A 23769-nucleotide genomic window follows, 5' to 3' on the forward strand; every position below is an offset into this window, starting at 1 on the left:
GCACCGGGAGGGAGTCGCGCGCTCGGGTCCTCCGGGCACGGCACATCGGCGGACGCCCGCGGACGGGGGCTCGTGCCGGGGGGCGCCGGGTCGCAGGTCCACCTCCGCTCAGCCCGACGGAACAGCTCAGCGGCGGGTCGCTCGGCAACGGGCGGCTCGCCTCCTGTGCGAAGCCGACAGCCGGTGGCACCCGAGGGGTGGGAACGGAGCCGGCACCGGCACCGGAACCGGCACCGGCGAGGGCGGACGACGCAGACCGTCGGGTGACAACGAGGGCAGGGGTCCGCAGACTCGTGGCACAGCTCATCCGATCCGACGCCACGAGGAGCACCGCATGACCACCTCGATCGAGCAGCCCCCGGCCGGGGTCCCGGATGCGACCGCGGCCCGGGCAGCGGACCACCTGTGGATGCACTTCGCCCGTCAGGGCCGCCACCCGGACACCCCCGTCCCGGTGATCACCCGCGGGGAGGGGGCCTACATCTGGGACAACCAGGGCCGCAAGGTCCTCGACGGCCTGTCCGGGCTGTTCGTCGTCCAGGTCGGGCACGGCCGCCGGGAGCTGGCCGAGGCGGCTGCCAAGCAGGCCGCGGAGCTGGCGTACTTCCCGGTGTGGGGGTACACCACGCCGGTGCAGGCCGAGCTGGCCGAGCGGATCGCCGACCTCGCGCCCGGCGACCTGGACCGCGTCTTCTTCACCACCGGCGGGGGAGAGGCCGTCGAGTCGGCGTGGAAGGCCGCGAAGCAGTACTTCAAGCTGATCGGCAAGCCGGGCAAGCACAAGGTGATCAGCCGGGCGGTGGCCTACCACGGCACCCCGCACGGCGCCCTGGCCATCACCGGGCTGCCGGCCATGAAGAAGGACTTCGAGCCGCTCACGCCGGGCGGCTTCCGGGTGCCCAACACCAACCTCTACCGCCACCCGGAGTTCGCCGAGGACCCGAAGGCCTTCGGGTTGTGGGCTGCCGACCGGATCGAGGAGGCGATCGTCTTCGAGGGCGCCGACACCGTCGCCGCGGTGTTCCTGGAGCCGGTGCAGAACTCCGGTGGCTGCCTGGTCCCGCCACCGGGCTACTTCGAGCGGGTCCGGGAGATCTGCGACCGGCACGACGTGCTGCTGGTCTCCGACGAGGTCATCTGCGCCTTCGGCCGGCACGGTGCGACCTTCGCCTGCGAGAAGTTCGGCTACACCCCGGACCTGATCACCTGCGCCAAGGGGATGAGCTCGGGGTACGGCCCGATCGGGGCGATGATCGCCTCGGAGCGGGTGGTGGAGCCGTTCCTGCGCCCCGGCGTCGCGTTCCCGCACGGCTACACCTTCGGCGGCCACCCGGTGTCCGCGGCCGTCGCGCTGGCGAACCTGGACCTCATGGAGGCCGAGGGGCTCAACCAGCGCGTGCTGGACAACGAGGCCGCCCTGGGCGCGACGCTGGGCAAGCTGCTGGACCTGCCGATCGTGGGCGACGTCCGCGGCGACGGCTACTTCTGGGCCGTCGAGCTGGTCAAGGACAAGGCGACCCGGGAGACCTTCGACGCCGCCGAGCGGGAGCGGCTGGTCCGCGGCTTCCTGCCCGGGGCGCTGTTCGACAACGGCCTGTACTGCCGCCCCGACGACCGCGGGGACGTCGTGGTCCAGGTCGCCCCGCCGCTGATCTGCGGTCAGCCGGAGTTCGACGAGATCGAGCAGGTCCTGCGGCACACCCTGACCCAGGCCCAGGACCTGCTGTGAGGACGGGGGAGCCGCTCCTCCCCGCCGACCTGCTCGCGGCGCGCTGAGCCGGCGCGACGCCGGTCATGCCCGGGGCATCGCGCGGGGCCACAGGAACACCGGCACGGGGGAGTTCCGGACGATCTTGGAGGCGTGCGACCCCAGGAAGAACCGGCTGACCGCCGAGCTGCTGGTCCCGACGGCGAGCACCTCACCGCGGCCCCAGGGGACGCCGCTGAGGGCGGCGGCCCACGTCCCTCCCCGGCCCACCACGACGTCCACCCCGGCTCCCGCCCCGCCGGCATCGGCACGCAGTGCCTGCCGGACGTCGCTCTCCAACCGGGTGGCCCACTCGCCGACCACCAGGTCCTCCGCCGAGGGCTCGATGCTCCCGGCGGCCGCGGTCAACGGCCGGACGGCGAAGCACGCCACCCGCAGGGTCGCCCCGATGTCCGCGGCCACCCGGGCGGCGGTCACCAGCAGGTCGCTGTCCTTGTCCGCCCGCCCGAACGCCACCGTGATCCGGGAGATCCGGGCGTTGGTCCGGCCGGTGTCGAAGCCGCGGGGCGCCAGCGTCACCGGGATGTCGGCGCTGTGCAGGACCCGCTCGGCGACCCCGCCGAGCGAGACCACCCCCCGCAGGCCCGTCGAGGACGAGCCCAGCGCCACCACGGTGGCGCGCCGGTCCCGGGCCACGTCGAGCAGCCCGGAGGAGACCGAGCGGGCGGAGTGGCTGACCAGCTCGACGGAGAGGTCGGGACCGATCTGGGTGCGCGCCACGGCCAGCGCCTCCTGGGCCGCCTCCTCCCGGTGGGCCAGGTACTCAGCGTCCATCCGGTGGGGGTTCGGTGGCCACGGGGCCGGGACGATGGTGGCCACGACCACGTCATCGGCGAGCGAGCGGGCCAGCATCGACCCCAGGTGCACGGCCGCAGCGCCCCGCTGGTTGGGCGCGAGACCGATCACCGTGGTCATCGGGCCGGTCCGCCGGGGCGGGCTCCGCCGTCAGACACCGACGTGCACGGACTCGACGACCACGTGGGTGACCGGGATGTCGTAGGCCTCCCGGGCGCGGTCGACGACGTCGTAGCGCAGCCAGGCCGAGCGGTCCTCGGGCAGCGTGCAGATGACCAGCCGGTCGGGGTGGAACTCGGCGACCGCATCAGCCAGCGCCTTCAAAGGCTTGTAGTTGCCCAGGGCACCGTCGGCGTGCCGGCCCTCCGAGCGGAGGATCTCCAGCGTCCGGTCCAGCCGCGCCTGGGCCGCCTCGGTGGTGGCCTCCCAGAGGTAGACCGGACCCCGGTGCATCGCCTGACCGGTGTCGATCGGGTTGGCCGGCACGCAGACGAAGTACTGCGCGTTGCGATCGCGGTCGATCGACCGCAGCTCGTCGAGCAGCTCCTCGCCGTTGACCGTCTCGTTGGCCAGGACCAGCACCCGCTCGGCGACCGTGTCTGCCTGCACCGGGGCCACCACGTTCGGCGCCCGGTGCAACCGCTTGGTCGCGAAGTACAGGACCACCACGACCGCCCAGGAACCCAGGCTCAGCGCCAGCTGGGTGCGGGCGGTCTCGTCGAACGCCATCTGGACCAGCACGGCGAGGATCGCGACGACGACGAGGACGGACAGGACCGGGAAGGCCCACATCCGCACGGTCAGCTTCTCCGGCGCCGTGCGCCTGCGCAGGATGATCTGCGAGACCGCGATCAGCAGGTAGACGAAGAGGATCACGGCGCCGGAGGAGTTGAGCAGGAAGGAGAACACCGTGTCCGGCGACACCGCGGCCGCGATCACGCAGAGGAAGCCGACCACGGTGGAGGTGAGGATCGCCGCCATCGGCACGCCGCGCCGGTTGACCGACATCAGCCCGAGCGGGGCCTCGCGCCGGGCCGCCAGCACGAACAGCATCCGGGACGCCGTGTAGAGGCCGGAGTTCAGGCAGGACAGGACGGCGGTCAGCACCACCGCGTTCATGATGTGGTCGGCGCCGGGGATGCCCATCACCTTGAACGCGGCGACGTAGGGCGAGGCGGCGAGCTCGGCGGAGTTCCACGGCAGGATCACGGCCAGCAGGAAGATCGACCCGACGAAGAAGACGGCGATCCGCATGATCACCGAGTTGGTGGCCCGGGCGATGGCCCGGCCCGGGTCGGGGGACTCCGCGGCCGCGATGGTGGCCACCTCGGCGCCGACCATCGAGAAGATCACCACCACGATGGCGGAGAAGATGGCGCCGACGCCGAGCGGGAAGAAGCCGTCGTGGCTGGTCAGGTTGCTGAAGTCGAGGGGCTGGTCGGGCCACGCGCCGAGCACGAACAGCGTGCCCAGCGCGATGAACACGATGATGGCAGCGACCTTGATGCCGGCGAACCAGAACTCGAACTCCCCGAACGAGGACACCGAGAACAGGTTGGTCGCCGTCATCAAGGTCATCAGGACCAGCGACATCAACCACAGCGGGGCGTCGATCCAGTACTGCAGCACCTTCGCCCCGGCGACGGCCTCGAAGCCGATGACGATCACCCAGAAGTACCAGTAGAGCCAGGCGACGGAGAAGCCTGCCCAGCCCCCCAGCGCGTTGCGCGAGTAGTCGGCGAAGGAGCCGGTGGAGGGGTTCGCGGTCGCCATCTCGCCGAGCATCCGCATCACCAGGATGATCAGCACCCCGGTGATGGCGTAGGTCAGGAAGGCCGAGGGGCCGGCGCCGGCGATCACCGTGCCCGAGCCGACGAACAGCCCCGCACCGATCACGCCACCCATGGCGATCATGGTGAGGTGCCGCTGCTTGAGGCCCTTCTTGAGCTCGGTGGGGGGTGCTGCTCCCATTGCGTCACCTCGTGGAGGTCGAGCCGGGTGCTCCGGCATCGGCATGGTGGGGCATGACAACCGCTGCGGCGAAGGCTACTGCGGGGGTCCGCGAACGGCATTCCGTCGGCAGGACGCGGGCAGCGGCCCGATCCGGCGGTCCGGCAGCGGCCCGCGTGAGACGGTCAGCCGGGACCGCCGACCTGCTGGCGGTGGCTGACCCAGCAGCGATCGCACGGAAGGTGGACCGACGATGGAGTTCACGGTCGAGGAGATGCGGCGGCCGCCGCAGGTGTACGCGTGGAGCCGGTTCGGCCACCCCGAGTACACCGACTGGCTGGACGAGAGCCTGTCCTGGAAGCAGACCTGCTCGTTCGGGGACTGGTCGTTCCTCTGGCAGCACCGGTTCACCGGCCCCGATGCCGTCCGGCTGATCGCCGACTTCTCCGTCAACAGCGTCGAGCAGTGGGAGACCGGCCGGTCCAAGCACGCGATCCACACCAACCGCGACGGCAAGGTCGTCCACGAGGGCGTCGTGACCAAGTTCGGCGACGAGGACTACGTGGTCCACGGCCGGGGTGGGTTCTGGCTGGACCACCAGTTGGCCCGCGGCGACTACGAAGCGCAGTGCCAGCAGGAGGACTGGTTCGTCTTCCAGGTCGCCGGGCCGAACGCGCTCGCCGTCCTCGACGCGGTCACCGACACGCGCGACCTGCTGACCACGAGGTTCATGCGCATCTCGCAGATCGAGATCGGCGGGCACCCCGTCTGGGCGCTGCGCCAGGGGATGTCCGGGGAGGTCGGGTTCGAGCTCCAGGGTCCTCGTGAGTGGGGCGAGGAGATCCGCCAGCTGGTGATGGAGGCGGGCAGGCCGTTCGGCATCCGCCGCATCGGCGCCCGGGTCACCCCGATCAACCACCTGGAGGCCAGCTACCCGACCATCGCCACGGACTACATCCCGGCCATCTTCGACGCCGAACTGGCCGACTACCTCGCCGAGTTCCGGTCCTCCATGCCCGACTTCGCGCAGCCGGCCTACATCGCCGGCAGCTACGACGGCCAGCAGGTGAGCGAGTACTACCGCAGCCCCATCGAGCTCGGCTGGGGTCGCAACGTCAGGTTCGACCACGACTTCCTCGGCCGCGAGGCCCTGGAGGTCGAGAAGGCGTTCCCGCGCCGGGTGCTCCGGACGCTGGTCTGGGACGCCGAGGACGTGCAGGACGTGTACGCCTCGCTGTTCCGGCCGGGCGAGAACTACGAGTACATGGACATGCCGCGCGACCAGCGGGGGTTCATGTGGGCGGACCGGGTGTCGCTGGACGGGGCGACGGTGGGCGTGGCGACCTCCCGCGGGTACAGCTACTGGTTCCGGCAGATGCTCTCGCTGAGCACCATCGACGTCGCCGCGAGCGAGCTCGGGACCGAGCTCGTCGTGCACTGGGGCAAGCCAGGTGGGCGCCAGAAGGAGATCCGCGCGGTGGTGGCCCCCGCGCCGTACAAGGAGGACCGCAGCCGGGGCCACCTCGGCGCGCGCTGACCGTCGGACCCCGACTCAGTGGAAGTAGGCGAAGGTGCGCAGCTCGATGCTGTGCCGGGGCACCGCGCCCTGGGCGGCCGGGTCCGGGAACGCGGTGTGCGGCGCGGCCCACGCTCCACCGCGACCGGTGTCGCCCAGCTTGATCAGCAGCACCTCGTCCCGGGTCATCGCGGGGAACCACCACCACTCGTGCGCGGGGTCGTGGCGGACCTTCCAGCTGCTGCCGACCGGCTTCAGGTGGTCCACCGGCCCGAACGGGTCCGCCGGCAGCTCGTCGACGAAGTAGGTGGTGATCGGCGCGCCGTCGTCCGGGGCGATCGTGCGGGACTCGCACAGCGCCAGCGGCCAGTCCTGCGGCGGTGGGCTGAAGACCCGCCAGGTGCTGGTGACGACCGCCCGCCGGAAGTCGGGGCCGTCCGGGAAGTGCCGGGCGTGGGCCCGCGCCACCATGCCGGGGATGTGGCCGGGGGCGTAGTCGACGTGCACCCCGGCGGCCGGCGGCTGGGCGCCGTGCTCGGCCGGGGCGACCGAGCGGCGCAGCTCCCACCCGCGGGAGAGGACCTGGTCGGCGCCGAGCTGCTCCTGCACGAACCGGCAGACCTCGGCGACGTAGACCTGCTCCAGCTGGACCGGGTCGGTGAAGTCGGGAACCGCGCTGCGGTGGTCGACGAGTGCGAACCCCTGGACGTCGAGGGCGAAGGAGTCCCGGACCGGCCGGCCGTCGCGGATGTCCACGGGGCGCTTCTCGGTGAGCTCGGTGGCGACCCGCGCGCCGGGGGCGATGAACTGCCGGCCGTGGGTGGTCCGCGGGTCCAGGTAGGTCAGCTCCGCCCTGAGCGCCGGCCGCGCGTCCTCGGTCACGGGTCCGTCCTCCGTCCGGGGCCGTCGACCAGCTCCTACAGCGGGACCGTAGCGCGGTCTCCACGGTCGTCGCCCCGGGACGGCAGGCAGATCGCACGCCGGATCCCGCGTTCCGGACTTGTTACATGTGTGGAAACCCACGGACGCCCCTTGTCGCCCACCCCTCGCGGATGGTTCCCTCTTGCGAAACCCACTGCGACACACGCAACAGGTTGGGGATGTCATGAACGAACCGAGCCAGGAGCCAGGTCCCACCCCCAGCCCGCTGGGTGCGCCGCCGGGGGAGTCCGCTCGAGCGCCGGACGGTCCCGCGGGCAGAGCGCACCCGGCGATCGCCGAGCCCCCACCCTGCATGGCGGACCGGCACTGGGACGTGGACCGGGTGCTGTTCGCCGTCGCGGCGGCCATGGCGGTGGGCTTCGTGGCCTGGGGCTTCTTCAGCCCCACCGGCCTGGGGTCCGCCAGCGGTACCGCGCTGGGGTGGATCACCGGCAACCTCGGCTGGTTCTTCGTGCTGCTGGCCACGGCGTTCGTGGTGTTCGTCATCTGGCTGGCAGCCAGCAGGTACGGCCGCATCCCGCTGGGCCGGGACGGCGAGCGGCCGGAGTTCCGCACCATCTCCTGGATCGCGATGATGTTCAGCGCCGGCATGGGCATCGGGCTCATGTTCTACGGCGTCGCGGAGCCCCTGGCCCACTACGTCTCCCCGCCGCCGCTCACGAACGAGCCCGAGACCTCGGCGGCCATCGAGACGGCGATGGCCACGACGCTGTTCCACTGGACGCTGCACCCGTGGGCCCTGTACGCCGTGGTCGGGCTGGCCATCGCCTACGGCACCTTCCGCCGGGGACGGCGTCAGCTGATCAGTTCCGCCTTCATCCCGCTCTTCGGTGAGCGCCGGGTCGCCGGGCCGGCCGGCCGGGTCATCGACGTCCTGGCGATCTTCGCCACGCTGTTCGGTTCGGCCGCCTCGCTCGGTCTGGGCGCCCTGCAGATCGGCAGCGGCATGGAGATCCTCGGCTGGGCCGGCAGCGTCGGCAACGGCGTGCTCGTCGCCATCATCGCCGTCCTGACGGCGGCCTTCGTCGTCTCGGCCGTCTCCGGCGTCGCCAAGGGGATCCAGTGGCTGTCGAACACGAACATGGTCCTGGCCCTGGTGCTGGCCGTGTTCGTCTTCGTCGCCGGACCGACGGTGTTCATCCTCAACCTGATCCCCGACGCGGTCGGCAGCTACTTCTCCGACCTGGGGGCCATGGCAGCCCGGACCGAGGCGACCGGCGGTGACGCGATGGCGACCTGGCTGCGTGGCTGGACCGTCTTCTACTGGGCCTGGTGGATCAGCTGGACGCCGTTCGTCGGGCTGTTCATCGCCCGGATCAGCCGTGGACGCACCATCCGCCAGTTCGTCACCGGAGTCCTGCTGGTGCCGAGCGTGGTGAGCCTGCTGTGGTTCGCCGTCTTCGGCGGTGCCGGCATCGACCTCCAGCGCGGCGGTGTCGACGTCGCCGGGGAGGGCTCGTCGGAGGGGCAGCTCTTCGCCGTCCTGGAGCAGTACCCGCTGGCCACGGCCACGACCGTGCTCGTCATGGTCCTCGTGGGGATCTTCTTCGTCTCCGGCGCGGACGCGGCGTCCATCGTCATGGGCTCGCTCTCGCAGCGTGGCACGCTGGAGCCCAGCCGGTCCGTCGTCATCTTCTGGGGCGTGACCATGGGAGCCGTCGCGGCGATCATGCTGCTGATCGGCGACGAGGGGGAGGCCCTCACCGGGCTGCAGAACCTGACGATCATCGCCGCTCTGCCGTTCGCGGTGGTGATGGCCGGGATGGCGGTGAGCCTGGTCAAGGACCTCCGCACTGATCCACTCGTCCTGCGCGGCAACTACGCGAACGTGGCGATCGAACAGGCCGTCGTCGACGGCATCAGCCGGCACGGCGACGACTTCGTCCTGGTCGTGGAGCGCGGACCGGGTGGGGAGGTGGTGCGGGCCGAACCGGTCCGGACGACGCCGCCGTCGGCTGTCGACCCGCGTCGGGACGCCGACCCGTCGGTTCCCACGGTGGGTGGGCAGGACCCGCTCCGGCCGCGGGAGGGGTTCCCGGTCCAGGTGGGCAGCGACCGGGAGGCGCACGTGACCGGACGGCCACGGGACCCGCGTGACTGAGTCCTCGCCGGTGTCCTCCGCCCGCTGATCCGGCGGGCCCGACGGGCAGGCCTCCTGGCGGTGGACTCCCCACCGTCAGGGGGCCTGCGCTCGTCGGGCCGCCCCCTGGGCGTCGGGATGCCGCCAGCAGTCCGCCCCTTGACCGCCTCGACGAGCCCGCCTAGTCTTCTACACGACTGATATACCAGTTTGCCGCACCCGACCGACGGAGAGCGCCCGATGAGCCCCCGCACCCCCGGCGCGGACCTGCCGGAGCACCCGGACCTCCTGTGGCACGACCGCGAGCCGAAGCGCTCCTACGACGTCGTGATCGTCGGTGGTGGCGGCCACGGCCTGGCCACGGCCCACTACCTCGCGAAGGACCACGGCATCACGAACGTCGCGGTGCTGGAGAAGGGGTGGCTGGGCGGCGGCAACATGGCCCGCAACACCACCATCATCCGGTCCAACTACCTGTGGGACGAGAGCTCGGCGATCTACGAGCACTCGCTCAAGCTCTGGGAGGGGCTGGAGGAGGACCTCGGCTACCCGATCCTGTTCAGCCAGCGCGGCGTCCTGAACCTGGCGCACACGCTGCAGGACGTCCGGGACAGCGTCCGCCGGGTCGAGGCCAACAAGCTCAACGGCGTCGACGCGGAGTGGCTCGACCCGGACGAGGTCCGCAAGGTCTGCCCGATCGTCAACACCGCCGGCGACATCCGCTACCCGGTCCTGGGGGCCACGTACCAGCCACGCGCGGGCATCGCGAAGCACGACTACGTCGCCTGGGGCTTCGCCCGTCGGGCGGACGAGGCCGGGATCGACCTGATCCAGGACTGCGAGGTCACCGGGTTCACCACCGACGGCGACCGGGTCACCGGCGTGCGCACCACCCGCGGCGACATCGCCACCGGCAGCGTCGCCCTCTGCGCCGCCGGGCACACCTCGGTGCTCACCGACCTGCTCGGCATCCCCGTCCCGGTGCAGAGCCACCCGCTGCAGGCGCTGGTCTCCGAGCTGCTGGAGCCGGTGCACCCCACGGTGGTCATGTCCAACGCCGTCCACGTCTACGTGTCCCAGGCGCACAAGGGCGAGCTGGTCATGGGAGCCGGCGTCGACTCCTACAACGGCTACGGCCAGCGGGGCGCCTTCTCCATCATCGAGCGCCAGATGGCCGCCGCGGTGGAGCTGTTCCCGGTCTTCGCCCGCGCGCACCTGCTGCGGACCTGGGGCGGCATCGTGGACACCAGCCCGGACGCCTCGCCGATCGTGGGACGCACCCCCTACGAGAACGTCTGGCTCAACTGCGGCTGGGGCACCGGCGGCTTCAAGGCGACCCCCGGCATCGGTTCGACCCTCGCGCACACCATCGCCCACGGCGAGCCGCACCCGCTCGTGGCGCCGTTCACCCTGGAGCGCTTCGTCACCGGCGCCCTCGTCGACGAGCACGGCGCCGCCGCCGTGGCCCACTGAACCCAGGAGTCCCCGTGCAGCTCATCGCATGCCCGTGGTGCGGCCCCCGCGAGGAGGTCGAGTTCTCCTACGGCGGCCAGGCCCACGTGCCCCACCCCGCGGCCCCGGCCGACCTCAACGACGAGGAGTGGGCCCACTACGTCTTCTTCCGCGCCAACCCGAAGGGCCGCTTCGCCGAACGCTGGAACCACAGCGCCGGGTGTCGCCGCTGGTTCAACGCGGTCCGCGACACGGCCACGTACCGCTTCGAGGCCGTGTACCGCCTCGACGACCCCCGGCCGGTGACCCCGTGACGAGCACCCACCGCACCGTCGAGGGCGGGCGCATCGACCGCACCACCACCCTCGGGTTCACCTTCGACGGGGAGGCCCTGACCGGCCACCCCGGCGACACCCTGGCCTCGGCGCTGCTGGCCGCGGGGCGGCACTCGATCGCCACCAGCGTGAAGCTCGGGCGCCCCCGCGGCGTGGCGGGCGCCTGGGCCGAGGACCCGTGCGGCCTGGTGCAGATCGAGGAGCCGTTCCCCGAGCCGATGCTGCTGGCGACCACCGTCGAGCTCTACGACGGGCTGGCCGCCTCCGGCCTGCCCGGCCAGGGGCGCCTGGCCGACGTGCCCGACTCCGCGCGGTACGACGCCGTCCACCACCACGTCGACGTGCTGGTGGTCGGGGCCGGACCGGCCGGCCTGGCCGCCGCCCTCACCGCGGCCCGGGCCGGGGCCAGGGTCGCCCTGGTGGACGAGCAGTCCGAGGCCGGCGGGTCCCTGCTGTCGGGCACCGACCAGCTCGACGGGGTCCCCGCGACCGCCTGGGTCGAGGCCGCCGTGCAGGAACTGGCCGGTTCTCCGGAGGTCCTGCACCTGCAGCGCACCACGGCCTTCGGCAGCTACGACGACGGTTTCGTCCTCGCGCTCGAGCGGCGCACCGACCACCTCGGCGCCGCAGCACCCGAGCACCTGTCCCGCCAGCGGGTGTGGCGGCTGCGCGCCCGGTCGGTCGTGGTCGCCACCGGCGCCCACGAGCGCCCCGTCGTCTTCGCCGACAACGACCGCCCGGGGATCATGCTGGCCGGCGCGGCCCGGACGTTCCTGCACCGCTACGGAGTGCTGCCCGGCCGGGAGGCCGTCGTCTTCACCACCAACGACAGCGCCTACGACGCCGCCCTGGACCTGTCCCGGGCCGGCGTCCGGGTGCAGGCGGTGGTCGACGCCCGGCCGGACGGCGCACCGCACCGGCGGGCGGAGTGCGACGACGCCGGCATCCCGGTGCTCCCCGGGTCCGTGGTCACCGGCACCCGCGGCGTCGAGCGGGTGACGCACGCGCTCGTCGCCCCGCTGGCCGGGGGCGAGGTCGGCGCCAGTTCCGCGGTGGGGTGCGACCTGCTGCTGGTGAGCGGCGGCTGGAACCCGGCGGTCCACCTGTACAGCCAGGCCCGGGGACGCCTCCGCTACGACGAGGAGCTCGGCGCCTTCCTGCCCGGCGACGACGTCGACGGCCTGGCCGCCGCCGGCGCAGCCGCCGGGGTGACCGACCTGGCCGGGTGCCTGGCCGACGGGCAGCGGGTGGGCCGCGCCGCGTTGGCGTCGCTGCAGCTCGAGCCGGCCGCCGACGACCGGCTGCCCTCGGCACCGGAGTTCAGGACGCCGGCCGCGCCGATGGTCCTGTGGCGGGTGCCGGACACCTCGGGGGCGGAGGGCACCACCCAGTTCGTCGACCTGCAGCGCGACGCGACGGTCGCCGACATCGCCCGCGCCGTCGGGGCCGGCCTCCGGTCGATCGAGCACGTCAAGCGCTACACGACCATCGGCACCGCGCACGACCAGGGGAAGACCTCCGGCGTCCTCACCTCGGGGATCACCGCCGAGCTGCTCGGCGTCCCCGTCCGGGCGACCGGCACCACCACGTTCCGGCCGCCCTACACACCGGTGTCCTTCGCCGCGCTCGCCGGGCGGGACCGGGGCCGGCTCTTCGACCCGGAGCGGGTCACCGCGGTCCACGGGTGGCACGTCGCGCAGGGGGCCGTCTTCGAGGACGTCGGGCAGTGGGTGCGACCGCGGTACTACCCGCAGCCGGGGGAGGACATGAACGCCGCGGTGCTGCGCGAGTGCGCGGCGGTGCGCACCTCGGTCGGCATCCTCGACGGCTCCACGCTCGGCAAGATCGACGTCCAGGGTCCCGACGCCGCCGTCCTGCTCGACCGCATCTACACCAACCTGATGAGCAGCCTGAAGGTCGGCTCGGTGCGCTACGGCGTGCTGTGCGGCGTCGACGGCATGGTCATCGACGACGGCACCGTGCTGCGCCTGGCCGAGGACCGCTTCCTGGCCCTGACCACCACCGGCGGCGCGGCGAAGGTCCTGGACTGGATGGAGGAGTGGGTCCAGACGGAGTGGCCGGACCTGCGGGTGCACTGCACCTCGGTCACCGAGCAGTGGGTCACCTTCCCGGTGGTGGGTCCCCGCTCGCGGGACGTCATCGGCGCCGTGTTCCCCGGCGTGGACGTCGCCAACGAGGCGTTCCCGTTCATGACCTGGCGGGACACGACGCTGGACGGGGTGCCCGTCCGGCTGGCCCGGATCAGCTTCTCCGGGGAGCTCGCCTACGAGGTCCACCTCAACGCCTGGTACGCCATGGCCGTCTGGACCAGGCTGATCGAGGCCGGGCGCCGGTACGGCATCACGCCCTACGGCACGGAGACCATGCACGTGCTCCGGGCCGAGAAGGGCTACCCGATCATCGGCCAGGACACCGACGGCACCGTCACCCCGCACGACCTGGGCATGGCCTGGGCGGTGTCGAAGAAGAAGCCCGACTTCATCGGCAAGCGCTCCTTCGCCCGGCCCGCCAACACCGACCCGCGGCGCAAGCAGCTGGTCGGTCTGCTGCCCACCGACGGGAGCACCGTGCTGCCGGAGGGGTCCCAGGTCGTGGAGCTCCACCCGGACGGCGTCCTCCCGCCGCCGCCGGTGCCGATGCTGGGCCACGTGACCTCGAGCTACCGCAGCGCCGAGCTCGGTCGGCCCTTCGCCCTCGCCCTGGTCCGCGCCGGCCGGTCGAGGATCGGCGAGACCCTGCACGTCCCGCTGGACGGGTCCCTCGTGCCCGTGGAGGTCACCGCGTCGGTCCTGGTGGACCCGGAAGGAGCCCGCCGAGATGGCTGAGCTGCTGCGCACGCACCCGCTGGAGGCGTGGACGGACACCTTCGCGGCCCTGCCCGCCGCCGTCGGCATCACGGTGGAGCCGTTCGTCGCGATGGCCGACGTCCGGCTCGGCGCCCTCGCCCCCGACGAGTCGGCGCGGCTGGGGGTGGACCTGCCGAGGACGCCCAACACCTGGGTGCCGGCCGGGGACGGTCGGGCCGTCTGGCTCGGTCCCGACGAGTGGCTGCTGACCAGCACGGCGGAGACGCCCGAGGAGCTGGAGGACCGGCTGCGCGCCGTCCTGGTGCCGCACGGGGGCGCCGCGGTCGACGTGTCGGCCCAGCGGGTCAGCCTGCGCCTGACGGGGGAGCGGGTGCGCGACGTCCTGGCCCGGGGATGTGCCCTGGACCTGCACCCGCGGGTCTTCCGCCGGGGTGCCTGCGCCCAGACCACGCTCGGCCTCGCCGGCGTGGTGCTGCTGGCCCTGTCCGACGACGGCAGCGACCACGGCGTCCTCGTCCGGTCCTCCTTCGCCGGCTACCTCGCCGACTGGCTGCTGGACGCGGCCCTGGAGTTCACCACCACCGAGCAGTGAGGAACACAGCCATGTCCACCACCCCTCGCGTGGTCATCATCGGAGCGGGGATCGTCGGCGCGAACCTCGCCGACGAGCTCACCGTCCGCGGCTGGCACGACGTCACCGTGGTCGACCAGGGGCCCCTGCCGCTGACCGGTGGCTCGTCGTCCCACGCCCCGGGCCTGGTCTTCCAGACCAACGCCTCGAAGACGATGACGGAGTTCGCGCGCTACACCGTCGAGAAGCTCCGGGGCCTCGACGTGGACGGCGCCTGGTGCTTCAACCAGGTGGGGGGCCTGGAGGTCGCCACCACCCCGGAGCGGCTCACCGACCTGTACCGGAAGCGGGGCTGGGCCACCTCCTGGGGCGTGCAGGCCGAGGTGGTCGGGCCCGAGGAGTGCGTGCGGCTGCACCCGCTCATCGACGCCGACCGGGTCCTCGGCGGCCTGCACGTGCCCACGGACGGGCTGGCCAAGGCCTCCCGCGCCGTGGTGGCGCTGGCCCGGCGCGCGCAGGCGCGCGGTGCGCGCTTCCTGGGCTCGACCCGGGTGATCGGCGTCGAGCAGGCGGGCGGTCGGGTGACCGGCGTCCGCACCCCCGAGGGCGTCCTCCCCGCCGACGTCGTGGTCACCTGCGCCGGTTTCTGGGGCCGGGCCGTCGGCGCGATGGTCGGGATGGAGGTGCCGCTCCTGCCGCTGGCCCACCAGTTCGCCTGGACCGGTCAGGTGCCCGACCTCGTCGGTCGCAACGACGAGCTCACCGAGGCGAGCCTGCCGATCCTGCGCCACCAGGACCAGGACCTCTACTACCGCGAGCGGGGGGACACCCTGGGCATCGGCTCCTACGCGCACCGGCCGATGCCGGTCGACCTGCGCGACCTGGCTCCCGACGACGACGTCCGCGAGTCGTCGATGCCCTCCATGCTGCCCTTCACCGAGGAGGACTTCGCGCCGGTGTGGGAGCAGAGCCAGCTGCTGCTGCCCTCGCTGCGGTCGACCAAGGTCGACATCGGCTTCAACGGCGTCTTCTCCTTCACCCCGGACGGCGGACCGCTGATCGGCGAGTCCGCGGACGTCCGCGGGTTCTGGATCGCCGAGGCGGTGTGGGTGACGCACTCGGCGGGCGTGGGCCGGGCGGTGGCGCAGCTGCTGGTCGAGGGCCGCTCGGAGATCGACCTGCACGGCTGCGACGTGCACCGCTTCGAGGAGGTCCAGCTCGCGCCGGAGTACGTCAGCGAGACCTCTCAGCAGAACTTCGTGGAGATCTACGACGTGCTGCACCCGCTGCAGCCGCGCACGTCCCCGCGCGGCCTCCGGGTGAGCCCCTTCCACGCCCGACAAGAGTCCCTGGGAGCCGTCTTCCTCGAGGCCGGCGGCTGGGAGCGGCCGCACTGGTACGAGGCGAACGCCGGGCTGGTCGAGCAGCTCCCGGCGGAGTGGACACCCCCGGCCCGCGAGCCGTGGGCGGGACGGTTCTCCTCGCCGATCGCGGCGGCCGAGGCATGGCGCACCCGCACGGCGGTGGCGCTGTACGACATGACGCCGCTCAAGCGCCTGGAGGTCAGCGGTCCGGGAGCACTCGGGCTGCTGCAGCGGCTCACCACCGGTCGGCTGGACAAGTCGGTCGGCTCGGTCACCTACACGCTGGCCCTCGACGAGGCCGGTGGCATCCGCAGCGACCTCACCGTGGCCCGGCTGGGGGAGCACCTCTTCCAGGTCGGCGCCAACGGCAACCTCGACCACGACCTCCTCCGGCGTGCGGCGCCGGCAGACGGCAGCGTCGTCGTCCGCGACACCACCGGCGGCACGTGCTGCATCGGCCTCTGGGGACCACGGGCCCGCGACCTCGTCCAGCGGCTGACCTCCGACGACTTCTCCAACGAGGGGCTGAAGTACTTCCGGGCCAAGCGGGCCCGCATCGGCGGTGTCCCGGTGACCGCGATGCGGCTGTCCTACGTCGGCGAGCTCGGCTGGGAGCTCTACACCGATGCCGACACCGGGCAGCGGCTCTGGGACGTGCTGTGGTCGGCCGGGCAGGACCTCGGGGTGGTCGCCGCGGGCCGGGCCGCTTTCAACAGCCTGCGGCTGGAGAAGGGCTACCGGGCCTGGGGCTCGGACATGACCACCGAGCACGACCCCTACGAGGCCGGGCTGGGCTTCGCCGTCCGCACGCAGGACCAGGGCCACGTCGGCAGCGAGGCCATCGCCGGGCTGGGTGCGGACACGGTCACCCGCCGGCTGTCCTGCCTGACCGTGGACGACGGGCACAGCGTCGTCCTGGGCTCCGAGCCGGTGTTCCTCGACGGCCGACCCGCCGGGTACGTGACCAGCGCGGCGTTCGGGCACACGATCGGCCGCCCCATCGCCTACGCCTGGCTGCCGGCCTCGGCCGGGGTCGGCACGGCCGTCGAGATCGAGTACTTCGGCCGGCGCATCCCGGCCACCGTCTCCGCCGAGCCGCTCGTCGACCCGGAGATGGCCCGCATCCGCGGCTGAGCTCCTCAGATCACCGCGCGGACGGCGGTCTCGAAGCCGAGGACGTGCTGCCGGGCCAGTTCGTCGGCACGGTCGGCGTCCCCCGTGGCGATCGCCTGCAGCAGGTGCACGTGCTCCCCGACGTGCTCGTCCACCGTCGGCAGGCGGTCCAGGAACAGGCAGAAGATGCGCGTCGCCAGGTTGTCGTAGCGGATCAGCACGTCCTCGAGGTGGGGGTTCCCGGCCACCCGGTAGATCGCGCGGTGGACCGACAGGTCGCACCGCATGAGCTCGGCACGGTCCGCCTGGGCGACGTCCATCTCCTGGATCCGGACCGCGAGCTCGGCGAGCTCGGCACGCTCGCCGCGGGTGGCGCGCTCGGCGGCGCGTCGGGCGGCGAGTGGTTCCAGCTGCACCCGGATCTCGGAGATGTGCGCGAGGTCGGAGATGTCCATCCCCGTCGCGAACGTCCCGCGGCGGGGGAACGACACGACGAGGCGATCGACCTCCAGGCGCTTGAGCGCCTCCCGCACCGGGGTCCGGCCCACCCCCAGCGCCTTGGCCAGCCCGTCGTCGTCGATCGGCTCGCCGGGACGGATGTCGAGCATGATCAGCTGGTCCCGGATCGCGACGTACGCCCGCTCGGCCAGCGACGAGGCGGCAGCGGCGTCCGGGTCCAGCGGTGCAGCGGTCACCAGGTCATCCTAGGTGCTGATCGCCGCAGGGTCTTGCCCCCGGAGAGGGAAAGACATACCGTCAAGCAGCACACTGATATACCAGGCGGCGTAGTGCTGCACCGGGTCGGGCGGAGGAGCGGCATGACCATCAGTGCCTTCGACCTGTTCACGGTCGGCATCGGTCCGTCCAGCTCGCACACCGTCGGACCCATGCGAGCGGCGTTCCTCTTCGTCACCCGCCTGCAGGACGAGGGCCTCCTCGGCCAGGTCGCCGGCGTCCGGTGCGAGCTGTTCGGGTCCCTGGGCGCGACCGGCCACGGCCACGGCAGCGTGAAGGCCGTCGTCCTCGGGCTTGAGGGTGAGCAGCCCGACCTGGTCGACCCCCTGACCGCGGAGCCCCGGGTCGAGTCGATCCGCCGCGAGGGGAGGCTCCGGCTGGCCGGCGCGCACCCCGTCGCGTTCTCCGTGGCCGACGACGTCGTGCTGCACCGCCGGAAGCGGCTGGACTTCCACAGCAACGGCGTGGTGTTCCGGGCCCTCGGCGCCGACGGGCGGGAGCTGCGCCGGCGCGAGTACTACTCGGTGGGCGGCGGCTTCGTCCTCGACGAGGACGCGGCCGGCGCCCCGGTGCTCGTGGCGGACAGCACGCCGGTCCGCCACCCGTTCCGCACCGGCGAGGAGCTGCTGGCCCGCACCCGCGAGTCCGGGCTGCGGATCAGCGACGTGATGCTCGCCAACGAGCTCTCCTGGCGCAGCGAGGCCGAGGTCCGCGACGGCCTGCTGCACATCTGGTCGGTGATGCAGGAGTGCGTGGAGCGCGGCACCCGTACGGCCGGCGTGCTGCCTGGCGGACTGAAGGTGCGCCGGCGCGCGGCGGCGCTCCGGGCCCAGCTGGAGGCCCATCCGGAGGTGCCCGACCCGCTCCTGGCGATGGAGTGGGTGACCCTCTACGCGCTCGCGGTGAACGAGGAGAACGCCGCGGGCGGCCGGGTGGTGACCGCGCCGACCAACGGTGCCGCCGGGATCGTGCCCGCGGTGCTGCACCACCACCGCGACGTCGTCGGCAGCTCCTCGGAGGACGACGTCGTCCGCTTCCTGCTGACGGCCGCCGCGATCGGTCTGCTGTTCAAGGAGAACGCCTCCATCTCCGGAGCCGAGGTCGGCTGCCAGGGTGAGGTGGGCTCGGCCTGCTCGATGGCCGCCGCCGGCCTGGCCGAGCTGCTCGGGGGGACGCCGGAGCAGGTGGAGAACGCCGCAGAGATCGGCATCGAGCACAACCTGGGGCTGACCTGCGACCCCGTCGGGGGGCTGGTGCAGATCCCGTGCATCGAGCGCAACGCCGTCGGCGCGGTCAAGGCCATCACCGCTGCCCGGCTGGCCGTACGTGGTGACGGGCGGCACCACGTCTCCCTGGACAAGGCCATCAAGACGATGCGGGAGACCGGCGCCGACATGAAGGACAAGTACAAGGAGACCGCCCGTGGCGGCCTGGCGCTCAACGTCGTCGAGTGCTGAGGAGGCACCCGTGTCCCGACCCCTCACCCTCACGCTCAGCTGCGCCGAGCGCCCGGGCATCGTGCACGCCGTCAGCTCGTTCCTGTTCGAGCACGGCTGCGACATCGTCGAGCACCAGCAGTTCGACGACCCACTCCGCGGGCAGCTGTTCGCGCGCACCGCCTTCGTGTGCGCCGAGGACACCGACGCCGACCGGCTGTCCGCGGCCTTCCAGGTGGTGGCCGACCGGTTCGGCATGTCCTACCAGGTGGCCGGCGACCGGCCGGAGCGCGTCCTCGTGATGGTCTCCACGCTCGGGCACTGCCTCAACGACCTCGTCTTCCGGTGGCGCGCAGGCAACCTCGGCGGCGAGCTGGTCGTCGTGGTGTCCAACCACGAGGACCTGCGACCGATGGCGGAGGCTGCCGGGCTGCCGTTCGTGCACGTGCCCGTGACCCCCGGCGGCAAGCGCGGGGCCGAGGCCCGGCTGCTCGAGCTGGTCGACGAGTACCGCGTCGACCTCGTCGTGCTGGCCCGGTACATGCAGGTGCTCTCCGACGAGACGTGCTCAGCCCTGCACGGTCGGGCGATCAACATCCACCACTCGTTCCTGCCGGGCTTCAAGGGCGCCAAGCCCTACCACCAGGCCTTCGACCGCGGCGTCAAGCTCGTCGGGGCGACCGCCCACTACGTCACCGCCGACCTGGACGAGGGGCCGATCATCGAGCAGGAGGTCATCCGCATCGACCACACGTTCGACCCGCGCGCGCTGGCCACCGTCGGCCAGGACGCCGAGGCGCTCGCCCTGTCCCGCGCGGTGCGCTGGCACACCGAACAGCGGGTGCTGCTCAACGGCCACAGCACCGTCGTCTTCCGCTGAACCGGGCGCAGGGCACGGTGGTGACCGGTGTGCGGCGGGCTCGAGTCCGGTCAGGACGCCGGCACGGCCGGGCGGAGCTGGCGGCGCCAGCGGGTGAACAGCCGGGGCTGGTTCATGCCGAGCACGGCGACGGGAGCGCCGTCGCGCTCGTAGACGGCCAGGAAGCTCCGTTCGGCGACGTCGCCCTCCACCACCCGGGGCACGTCACCCTCCCGCCGGGACCCGGCGAACTGGATCCGGGCGCCGTACTGGTCGGACCAGAAGTAGGGCACCGGGCACGCCACCGGGGGTGCACCGCCCAGCAGGGTGGCGGCCGCGGTGGCGGGTTGCTCGAGCGCGTGGGTCCAGTGCTCGATGCGCACGTTCCGCCCGGCGGGCACCGACCACGCCGCCGCGCAGTCCCCGACGGCGACCACGCCGGGCACGTTCGTGGCACACCCCTCGTCGGTGAGGACCCCGTTGCCCAGGGCCACGCCGGAGTGGGCGAGCCACTCGACGTTGGGCAGGGCGCCGATGCCCACGACCACGACGTCGGCCGGCAGGCGGGTGCCGTCGGTGAGCTGCACCGCCTCGACGCGCTCGGTGCCGATCAGGCCGGCCACGCCGGTCCCGGTCAGCAGGCGGGTGCCGTGGTCGGCGTGCAGCTCCGCGCACACCGCGCCGAGCTCGCCTCCGAGCGGACCGGCGAGCGGCACGGGCTGCGTCTCGACGACCGTGACGTCGAGGCCGAGCTGTCGGGCGGTCGAGGCCACCTCCGCCCCGATGAAGCCGGCGCCGATGACCACCAGGCGCTCGGCGACGGCGAGGTCCGCCCGCAGCGCGACCGCGTCGTCCAGGGTCCGCAGCACGTGGACGCCGGACAGGCCGTCGCTGCCGGGCAGCCGCCGCGCGCGGGCGCCGGTGGCCAGCACGACGCCATCGGCCCGGACCTCGCTGCCGTCGGCCAGCTGCACCGACCGGCTCAGCCGCTCCAGGCCGACCGCCCGGGTGCCCAGCCGCCACTCGAGGTCGAGCGCGTCGTCCTCGGGTGAGCCGAGGGCGATGTCGTCGACCGTCGTCGTCCCGGCCAGGAACTCCTTGGACAGCGGCGGGCGGTCGTACGGTGCGTGCACCTCGTCGCCGATGACGACGATGCGGCCGTCGTGGCCCTGCTCGCGCAGCGCGCGGGCGGCCGACAGCCCAGCCAGGGAGGCCCCCACGACGGCGATGGTGCTCGTCATGCGGCGCCTTCCGCCGCTGCGCTCACCTGCACGTGGACCATGCCGTCGGCCACCACGACCCGGTGCGTGCGCACCGCGACCTTGGCCGGCGGGCCGGAGGGCTTGCCGGTCCGCAGGTCGAAGCACGAGGCGTGCAGGGGGCACTCGATCGTGGCGCCCTCCAGCCAGCCGTCGGCCAGCGACGCGTCCTGATGGGTGCACGTGTCGTCGATCGCGAAGAACTCGCCGTCGACGTTGAAGACCGCGATCGGCTCCTCGGCCGGCACGCGGATCGCCTCGCCCGGCGGCAACGAACTGGTGGGGCAGACCGTGATCATGTAGAGGCTCCAGATCCGTCGCCGTTGCGCGCAGCGCAACTCTTTGCTAGATGCGCAACAGCCTCCCCGTCCCGGAGTCCGCCGTCAAGAGGACGGGCGGCCGGTTCCCACCCGAGCCCTACCCTGGGGGCATGAGCGCGCCGGACGACCCGACGGGGGAGCGGGCCCCGGCTGCCCTGGTGCAGTCGGTCGACCGCGCCCTGACCATCCTCGAGATCCTGGCGGTCAAGGGCGAGGCCGGCGTCACGGAGGTGGCCGCGGAACTCGGCGTGCACAAGTCCACCGCCTTCCGCCTCGTCGCCGCCCTGGAGAGCAAGGACCTCGTGGAGCAGCTGGCCGACCGGGGGAAGTACCGGCTGGGCTTCGGGATCGTGCGGTTGGCCGGGGCGGCGACCGCCCAGCTCGACCTCGCCCAGGAGGGACGCCGGACCTGCGAGGAGCTGGCCGCCGATCTGGGTGAGACGGTCAACATCGCCATCCTCGACGGTGAGCGCGCGGTGAACATCAGCCAGGCGCGCGGCCCCGCGGCGCTCAGCTCGCACAACTGGGTGGGGCGCGCGACGCCCCTGCACGCCACCTCCAGCGGCAAGGTCCTCCTCGCGTTCGCGGCCGACGCGGTGCGCAAGGTCGCCTTGTCGCGCGACCTCCAGCAGTTCACCGCCGTCACGATCACCGATCCCGACGTGCTGCAGCGGCAACTGGACCTGACGGTGGAGCAGGGCTGGGCGTCGACGGTGGAGGAGTACGAGGTCGGGCTCAGCGCGCTCGCCGCCCCCGTCCGCGACGGCGACGGCGACGTGGTCGCCGCGGTGAGCGTCTCCGGGCCCGCGTTCCGGATGCCTGCGGAGAGCTTCCCGGACATCGCGCGGCGGGTCGTCGCCGGTGCGGACGACCTCAGCCGGAGGCTCGGCTTCTTCGGCTGACCGTTGTGCCAGACGCAACGGAGTGGGTAATGTGCAACACGTCGGTCGTCGCGTCCGTGCTCTGAGGACGGCGGCCGGGGTCCAGCCCTACTGCGTTGTCCGACGACCGGCGCGACCCCCCGGCGCGCCCGGCGCGACCTCTGAGGTGCCGCATGACGACCACTGACCTGCCCGCCAGCCTCATCCCCACGCTGCCCGGCCAGTACTACACCGATCCGACCGTCTTCTCCCTCGAGCAGGCCCGCGTCTTCGAGGACATGTGGTTCTGTGCCGTGCGCGCGCAGGACCTGCCGACACCCGGGTCGTTCAAGAAGGTCCAGGTCGGCAGGGAGAGCGTGCTGGTCGTCCGCAGCCGGGACGGGCAGCTGCGGTCGTTCCTCAACGTCTGCCGCCACCGCGGCGCCCAGATCTGCACCGAGGACTCCGGGCAGACCAGGCGCGCCTTCCAGTGCCCGTACCACGCCTGGACCTACGACCTCGAGGGCAAGCTCATCGCAGCTCCCAACCTCACCAAGATGCCGGACATCGACCGGGTCGAGTACGGACTGGTGCCGGTGCACCTGCGTGAGTGGCTGGGCTACGTCTGGTTGTGCCTGGCCGCGGACCCCCCGTCGTTCGAGGAGGACGTCGTGGGAGCGGTCGTGGAGCGGCTCGGCGGCCAGGACGCCATCGAGCGCTACGAGATCGACAGCCTGTCGGTCGGCCGTCGGATCACCTACGACGTCCAGGCCAACTGGAAGCTCATCATCGAGAACTTCATGGAGTGCTACCACTGCGCGACCATCCACCCGGAGCTCACCGAGGTGCTGCCGGAGTTCGCCGACGGCTACGCAGCACAGTTCTTCGTCGGCCACGGGGCGGAGTTCGGCGGTGAGGTGCAGGGCTTCACCGTCGACGGCAGCGAGGGCTTCGACAAGCTGCCCGGTGTGGCCGAGGACCAGGACCGCCGCTACTACGCCATCACGGTGAAGCCGACGGTCTTCATCAACCTCGTCCCCGACCACGTGATCGTCCACCGCATGTTCCCGGTCTCGGCGGACCGGACGATCGTGGAGTGCGACTGGCTGTACTCGCACGAGGTCGTCGAGTCGGGGAAGGACGTGTCGCGCTCGGTCGAGCTGTTCCACCGGGTCAACGAGCAGGACTTCGCCGCCTGCGAGCGCACCCAGCCGGCCATGTCCTCGCGCGCCTACGCCAACGGCGGTGTGCTCGTCCCGTCCGAACACCACATCGGGGCCTTCCACGACTGGCTGAAGCAGCGCCTGGCGACCTGACCGGCGAGCCCCCAGTGAGGTCCGTGATCACGGACGCGTCAGCAGGTCGGGCAGCACGTCCAGCGACGCGGGGTGGGTGACGACGTCCGGGTGGTCCAGCCCGGCCCGGATGGTGACCAGCGCGCCCCGGCCATGCCGGCCAGTGCGAACCGGTCGTGACCGAGGCGCGGGCGGCGACCACCGAGGGGCAGAAGTGGCCACATTGGCCCTCAGGCCGGCCGCACCACGCACCGGCACGGCCATCTGGTGGGTGGTCGGGCCGGTGCGTGG

Annotated in this window: 19 protein-coding genes; 12 read left to right on the top strand and 7 right to left on the bottom strand. The window is 72.5% G+C overall.

What is annotated here, in order from left to right:
• Positions 1-334 precede the first annotated feature (334 nt).
• Positions 335-1729 carry an aspartate aminotransferase family protein gene (locus FHL79_RS14355; protein WP_138759268.1) on the top strand — a complete coding sequence of 465 codons (1395 nt, stop codon included), beginning with the start codon at positions 335-337 and terminating at the stop codon, positions 1727-1729.
• 63 nt (positions 1730-1792) lie between these two features.
• On the opposite strand, the gene FHL79_RS14360 is transcribed toward FHL79_RS14355, so the two are convergent.
• The gene (locus FHL79_RS14360; RefSeq protein ID WP_138759269.1) at positions 1793-2683 is read right to left on the bottom strand and encodes a universal stress protein; all 891 of its coding nucleotides are present in this window, start codon (positions 2681-2683) and stop codon (positions 1793-1795) included.
• A 30-nt stretch (positions 2684-2713) separates the two neighbouring features.
• Complete coding sequence (locus FHL79_RS14365) at positions 2714-4534, bottom strand: amino acid permease (RefSeq protein ID WP_138759270.1); 1821 nt, start codon at positions 4532-4534, stop codon at positions 2714-2716.
• Positions 4535-4766: 232 nt separating this feature from the next.
• On the opposite strand from FHL79_RS14365, the gene FHL79_RS14370 reads away from it, so the two are divergent.
• Positions 4767-6050, top strand: a complete 1284-nt coding sequence (locus tag FHL79_RS14370; protein ID WP_218938471.1) for a hypothetical protein — start codon at positions 4767-4769, stop codon at positions 6048-6050.
• Between the two features lie 15 nt (positions 6051-6065).
• On the opposite strand, the gene FHL79_RS14375 is transcribed toward FHL79_RS14370, so the two are convergent.
• A complete protein-coding gene (locus FHL79_RS14375) occupies positions 6066-6911 on the bottom strand; it encodes a CmcJ/NvfI family oxidoreductase (protein WP_138759271.1) in 846 nt (281 codons plus the stop codon).
• Between the two features lie 352 nt (positions 6912-7263).
• Between FHL79_RS14375 and FHL79_RS14380 the strand changes: the two genes are divergently transcribed.
• The 6 genes from FHL79_RS14380 to FHL79_RS14405 all read left to right on the top strand — a co-directional run bounded on the left by FHL79_RS14380 (position 7264) and on the right by FHL79_RS14405 (position 16735).
• A complete protein-coding gene (locus tag FHL79_RS14380) occupies positions 7264-9072 on the top strand; it encodes a BCCT family transporter (protein ID WP_246080796.1) in 1809 nt (602 codons plus the stop codon).
• Between the two features lie 219 nt (positions 9073-9291).
• Positions 9292-10524 (top strand): sarcosine oxidase subunit beta family protein, encoded by a 1233-nt coding sequence (locus FHL79_RS14385; protein WP_138759273.1) that lies wholly within the window; start codon positions 9292-9294, stop codon positions 10522-10524.
• Positions 10525-10538: 14 nt separating this feature from the next.
• Positions 10539-10817 carry a sarcosine oxidase subunit delta gene (locus FHL79_RS14390; RefSeq protein ID WP_138759274.1) on the top strand — a complete coding sequence of 93 codons (279 nt, stop codon included), beginning with the start codon at positions 10539-10541 and terminating at the stop codon, positions 10815-10817.
• Positions 10814-13684 (top strand): 2Fe-2S iron-sulfur cluster-binding protein, encoded by a 2871-nt coding sequence (locus FHL79_RS14395; RefSeq protein ID WP_138759275.1) that lies wholly within the window; start codon positions 10814-10816, stop codon positions 13682-13684. Before FHL79_RS14390 ends, FHL79_RS14395 begins: the two co-directional genes overlap by 4 nt.
• Positions 13677-14258 (top strand): sarcosine oxidase subunit gamma, encoded by a 582-nt coding sequence (locus FHL79_RS14400; RefSeq protein WP_138759276.1) that lies wholly within the window; start codon positions 13677-13679, stop codon positions 14256-14258. Before FHL79_RS14395 ends, FHL79_RS14400 begins: the two co-directional genes overlap by 8 nt.
• Positions 14259-14269: 11 nt before the next feature.
• The gene (locus tag FHL79_RS14405; RefSeq protein ID WP_138759277.1) at positions 14270-16735 is read left to right on the top strand and encodes a GcvT family protein; all 2466 of its coding nucleotides are present in this window, start codon (positions 14270-14272) and stop codon (positions 16733-16735) included.
• Positions 16736-16740: 5 nt separating this feature from the next.
• On the opposite strand, the gene FHL79_RS14410 is transcribed toward FHL79_RS14405, so the two are convergent.
• The gene (locus tag FHL79_RS14410) at positions 16741-17409 is read right to left on the bottom strand and encodes a GntR family transcriptional regulator (RefSeq protein WP_138759278.1); all 669 of its coding nucleotides are present in this window, start codon (positions 17407-17409) and stop codon (positions 16741-16743) included.
• 123 nt (positions 17410-17532) lie between these two features.
• Here FHL79_RS14410 and FHL79_RS14415 point away from each other — a divergent pair, with 123 nt between their 5' ends.
• Positions 17533-18906: an L-serine ammonia-lyase gene (locus FHL79_RS14415; RefSeq protein ID WP_138759279.1), complete on the top strand. Its 1374-nt coding sequence runs from the start codon at positions 17533-17535 to the stop codon at positions 18904-18906.
• A 10-nt stretch (positions 18907-18916) separates the two neighbouring features.
• Positions 18917-19765, top strand: coding sequence for a formyltetrahydrofolate deformylase (gene purU, locus FHL79_RS14420; RefSeq protein WP_138759280.1), 849 nt, complete (start codon positions 18917-18919; stop codon positions 19763-19765).
• A 50-nt stretch (positions 19766-19815) separates the two neighbouring features.
• Here the strand turns inward: purU and FHL79_RS14425 are convergent, their stop codons facing one another.
• A complete protein-coding gene (locus tag FHL79_RS14425; RefSeq protein ID WP_138759281.1) occupies positions 19816-20985 on the bottom strand; it encodes an NAD(P)/FAD-dependent oxidoreductase in 1170 nt (389 codons plus the stop codon).
• Positions 20982-21302 (bottom strand): bifunctional 3-phenylpropionate/cinnamic acid dioxygenase ferredoxin subunit, encoded by a 321-nt coding sequence (locus FHL79_RS14430; RefSeq protein ID WP_138759282.1) that lies wholly within the window; start codon positions 21300-21302, stop codon positions 20982-20984. The genes FHL79_RS14425 and FHL79_RS14430 overlap by 4 nt, the downstream gene beginning before the upstream one ends.
• Positions 21303-21433: 131 nt before the next feature.
• On the opposite strand from FHL79_RS14430, the gene FHL79_RS14435 reads away from it, so the two are divergent.
• Complete coding sequence (locus FHL79_RS14435; protein ID WP_138759283.1) at positions 21434-22225, top strand: IclR family transcriptional regulator; 792 nt, start codon at positions 21434-21436, stop codon at positions 22223-22225.
• Between the two features lie 152 nt (positions 22226-22377).
• Complete coding sequence (locus tag FHL79_RS14440; protein WP_138759284.1) at positions 22378-23499, top strand: aromatic ring-hydroxylating oxygenase subunit alpha; 1122 nt, start codon at positions 22378-22380, stop codon at positions 23497-23499.
• A gap of 27 nt (positions 23500-23526) precedes the next feature.
• On the opposite strand, the gene FHL79_RS25540 is transcribed toward FHL79_RS14440, so the two are convergent.
• Positions 23527-23769, bottom strand: a 243-nt coding sequence (locus FHL79_RS25540; RefSeq protein ID WP_218938472.1) for a hypothetical protein, incomplete at its 5' end; no start/stop codon positions are given.

Source organism: Modestobacter altitudinis, assembly GCF_005930475.1.
Classification (GTDB): Bacteria; Actinomycetota; Actinomycetes; order Mycobacteriales; family Geodermatophilaceae; genus Modestobacter; species Modestobacter altitudinis.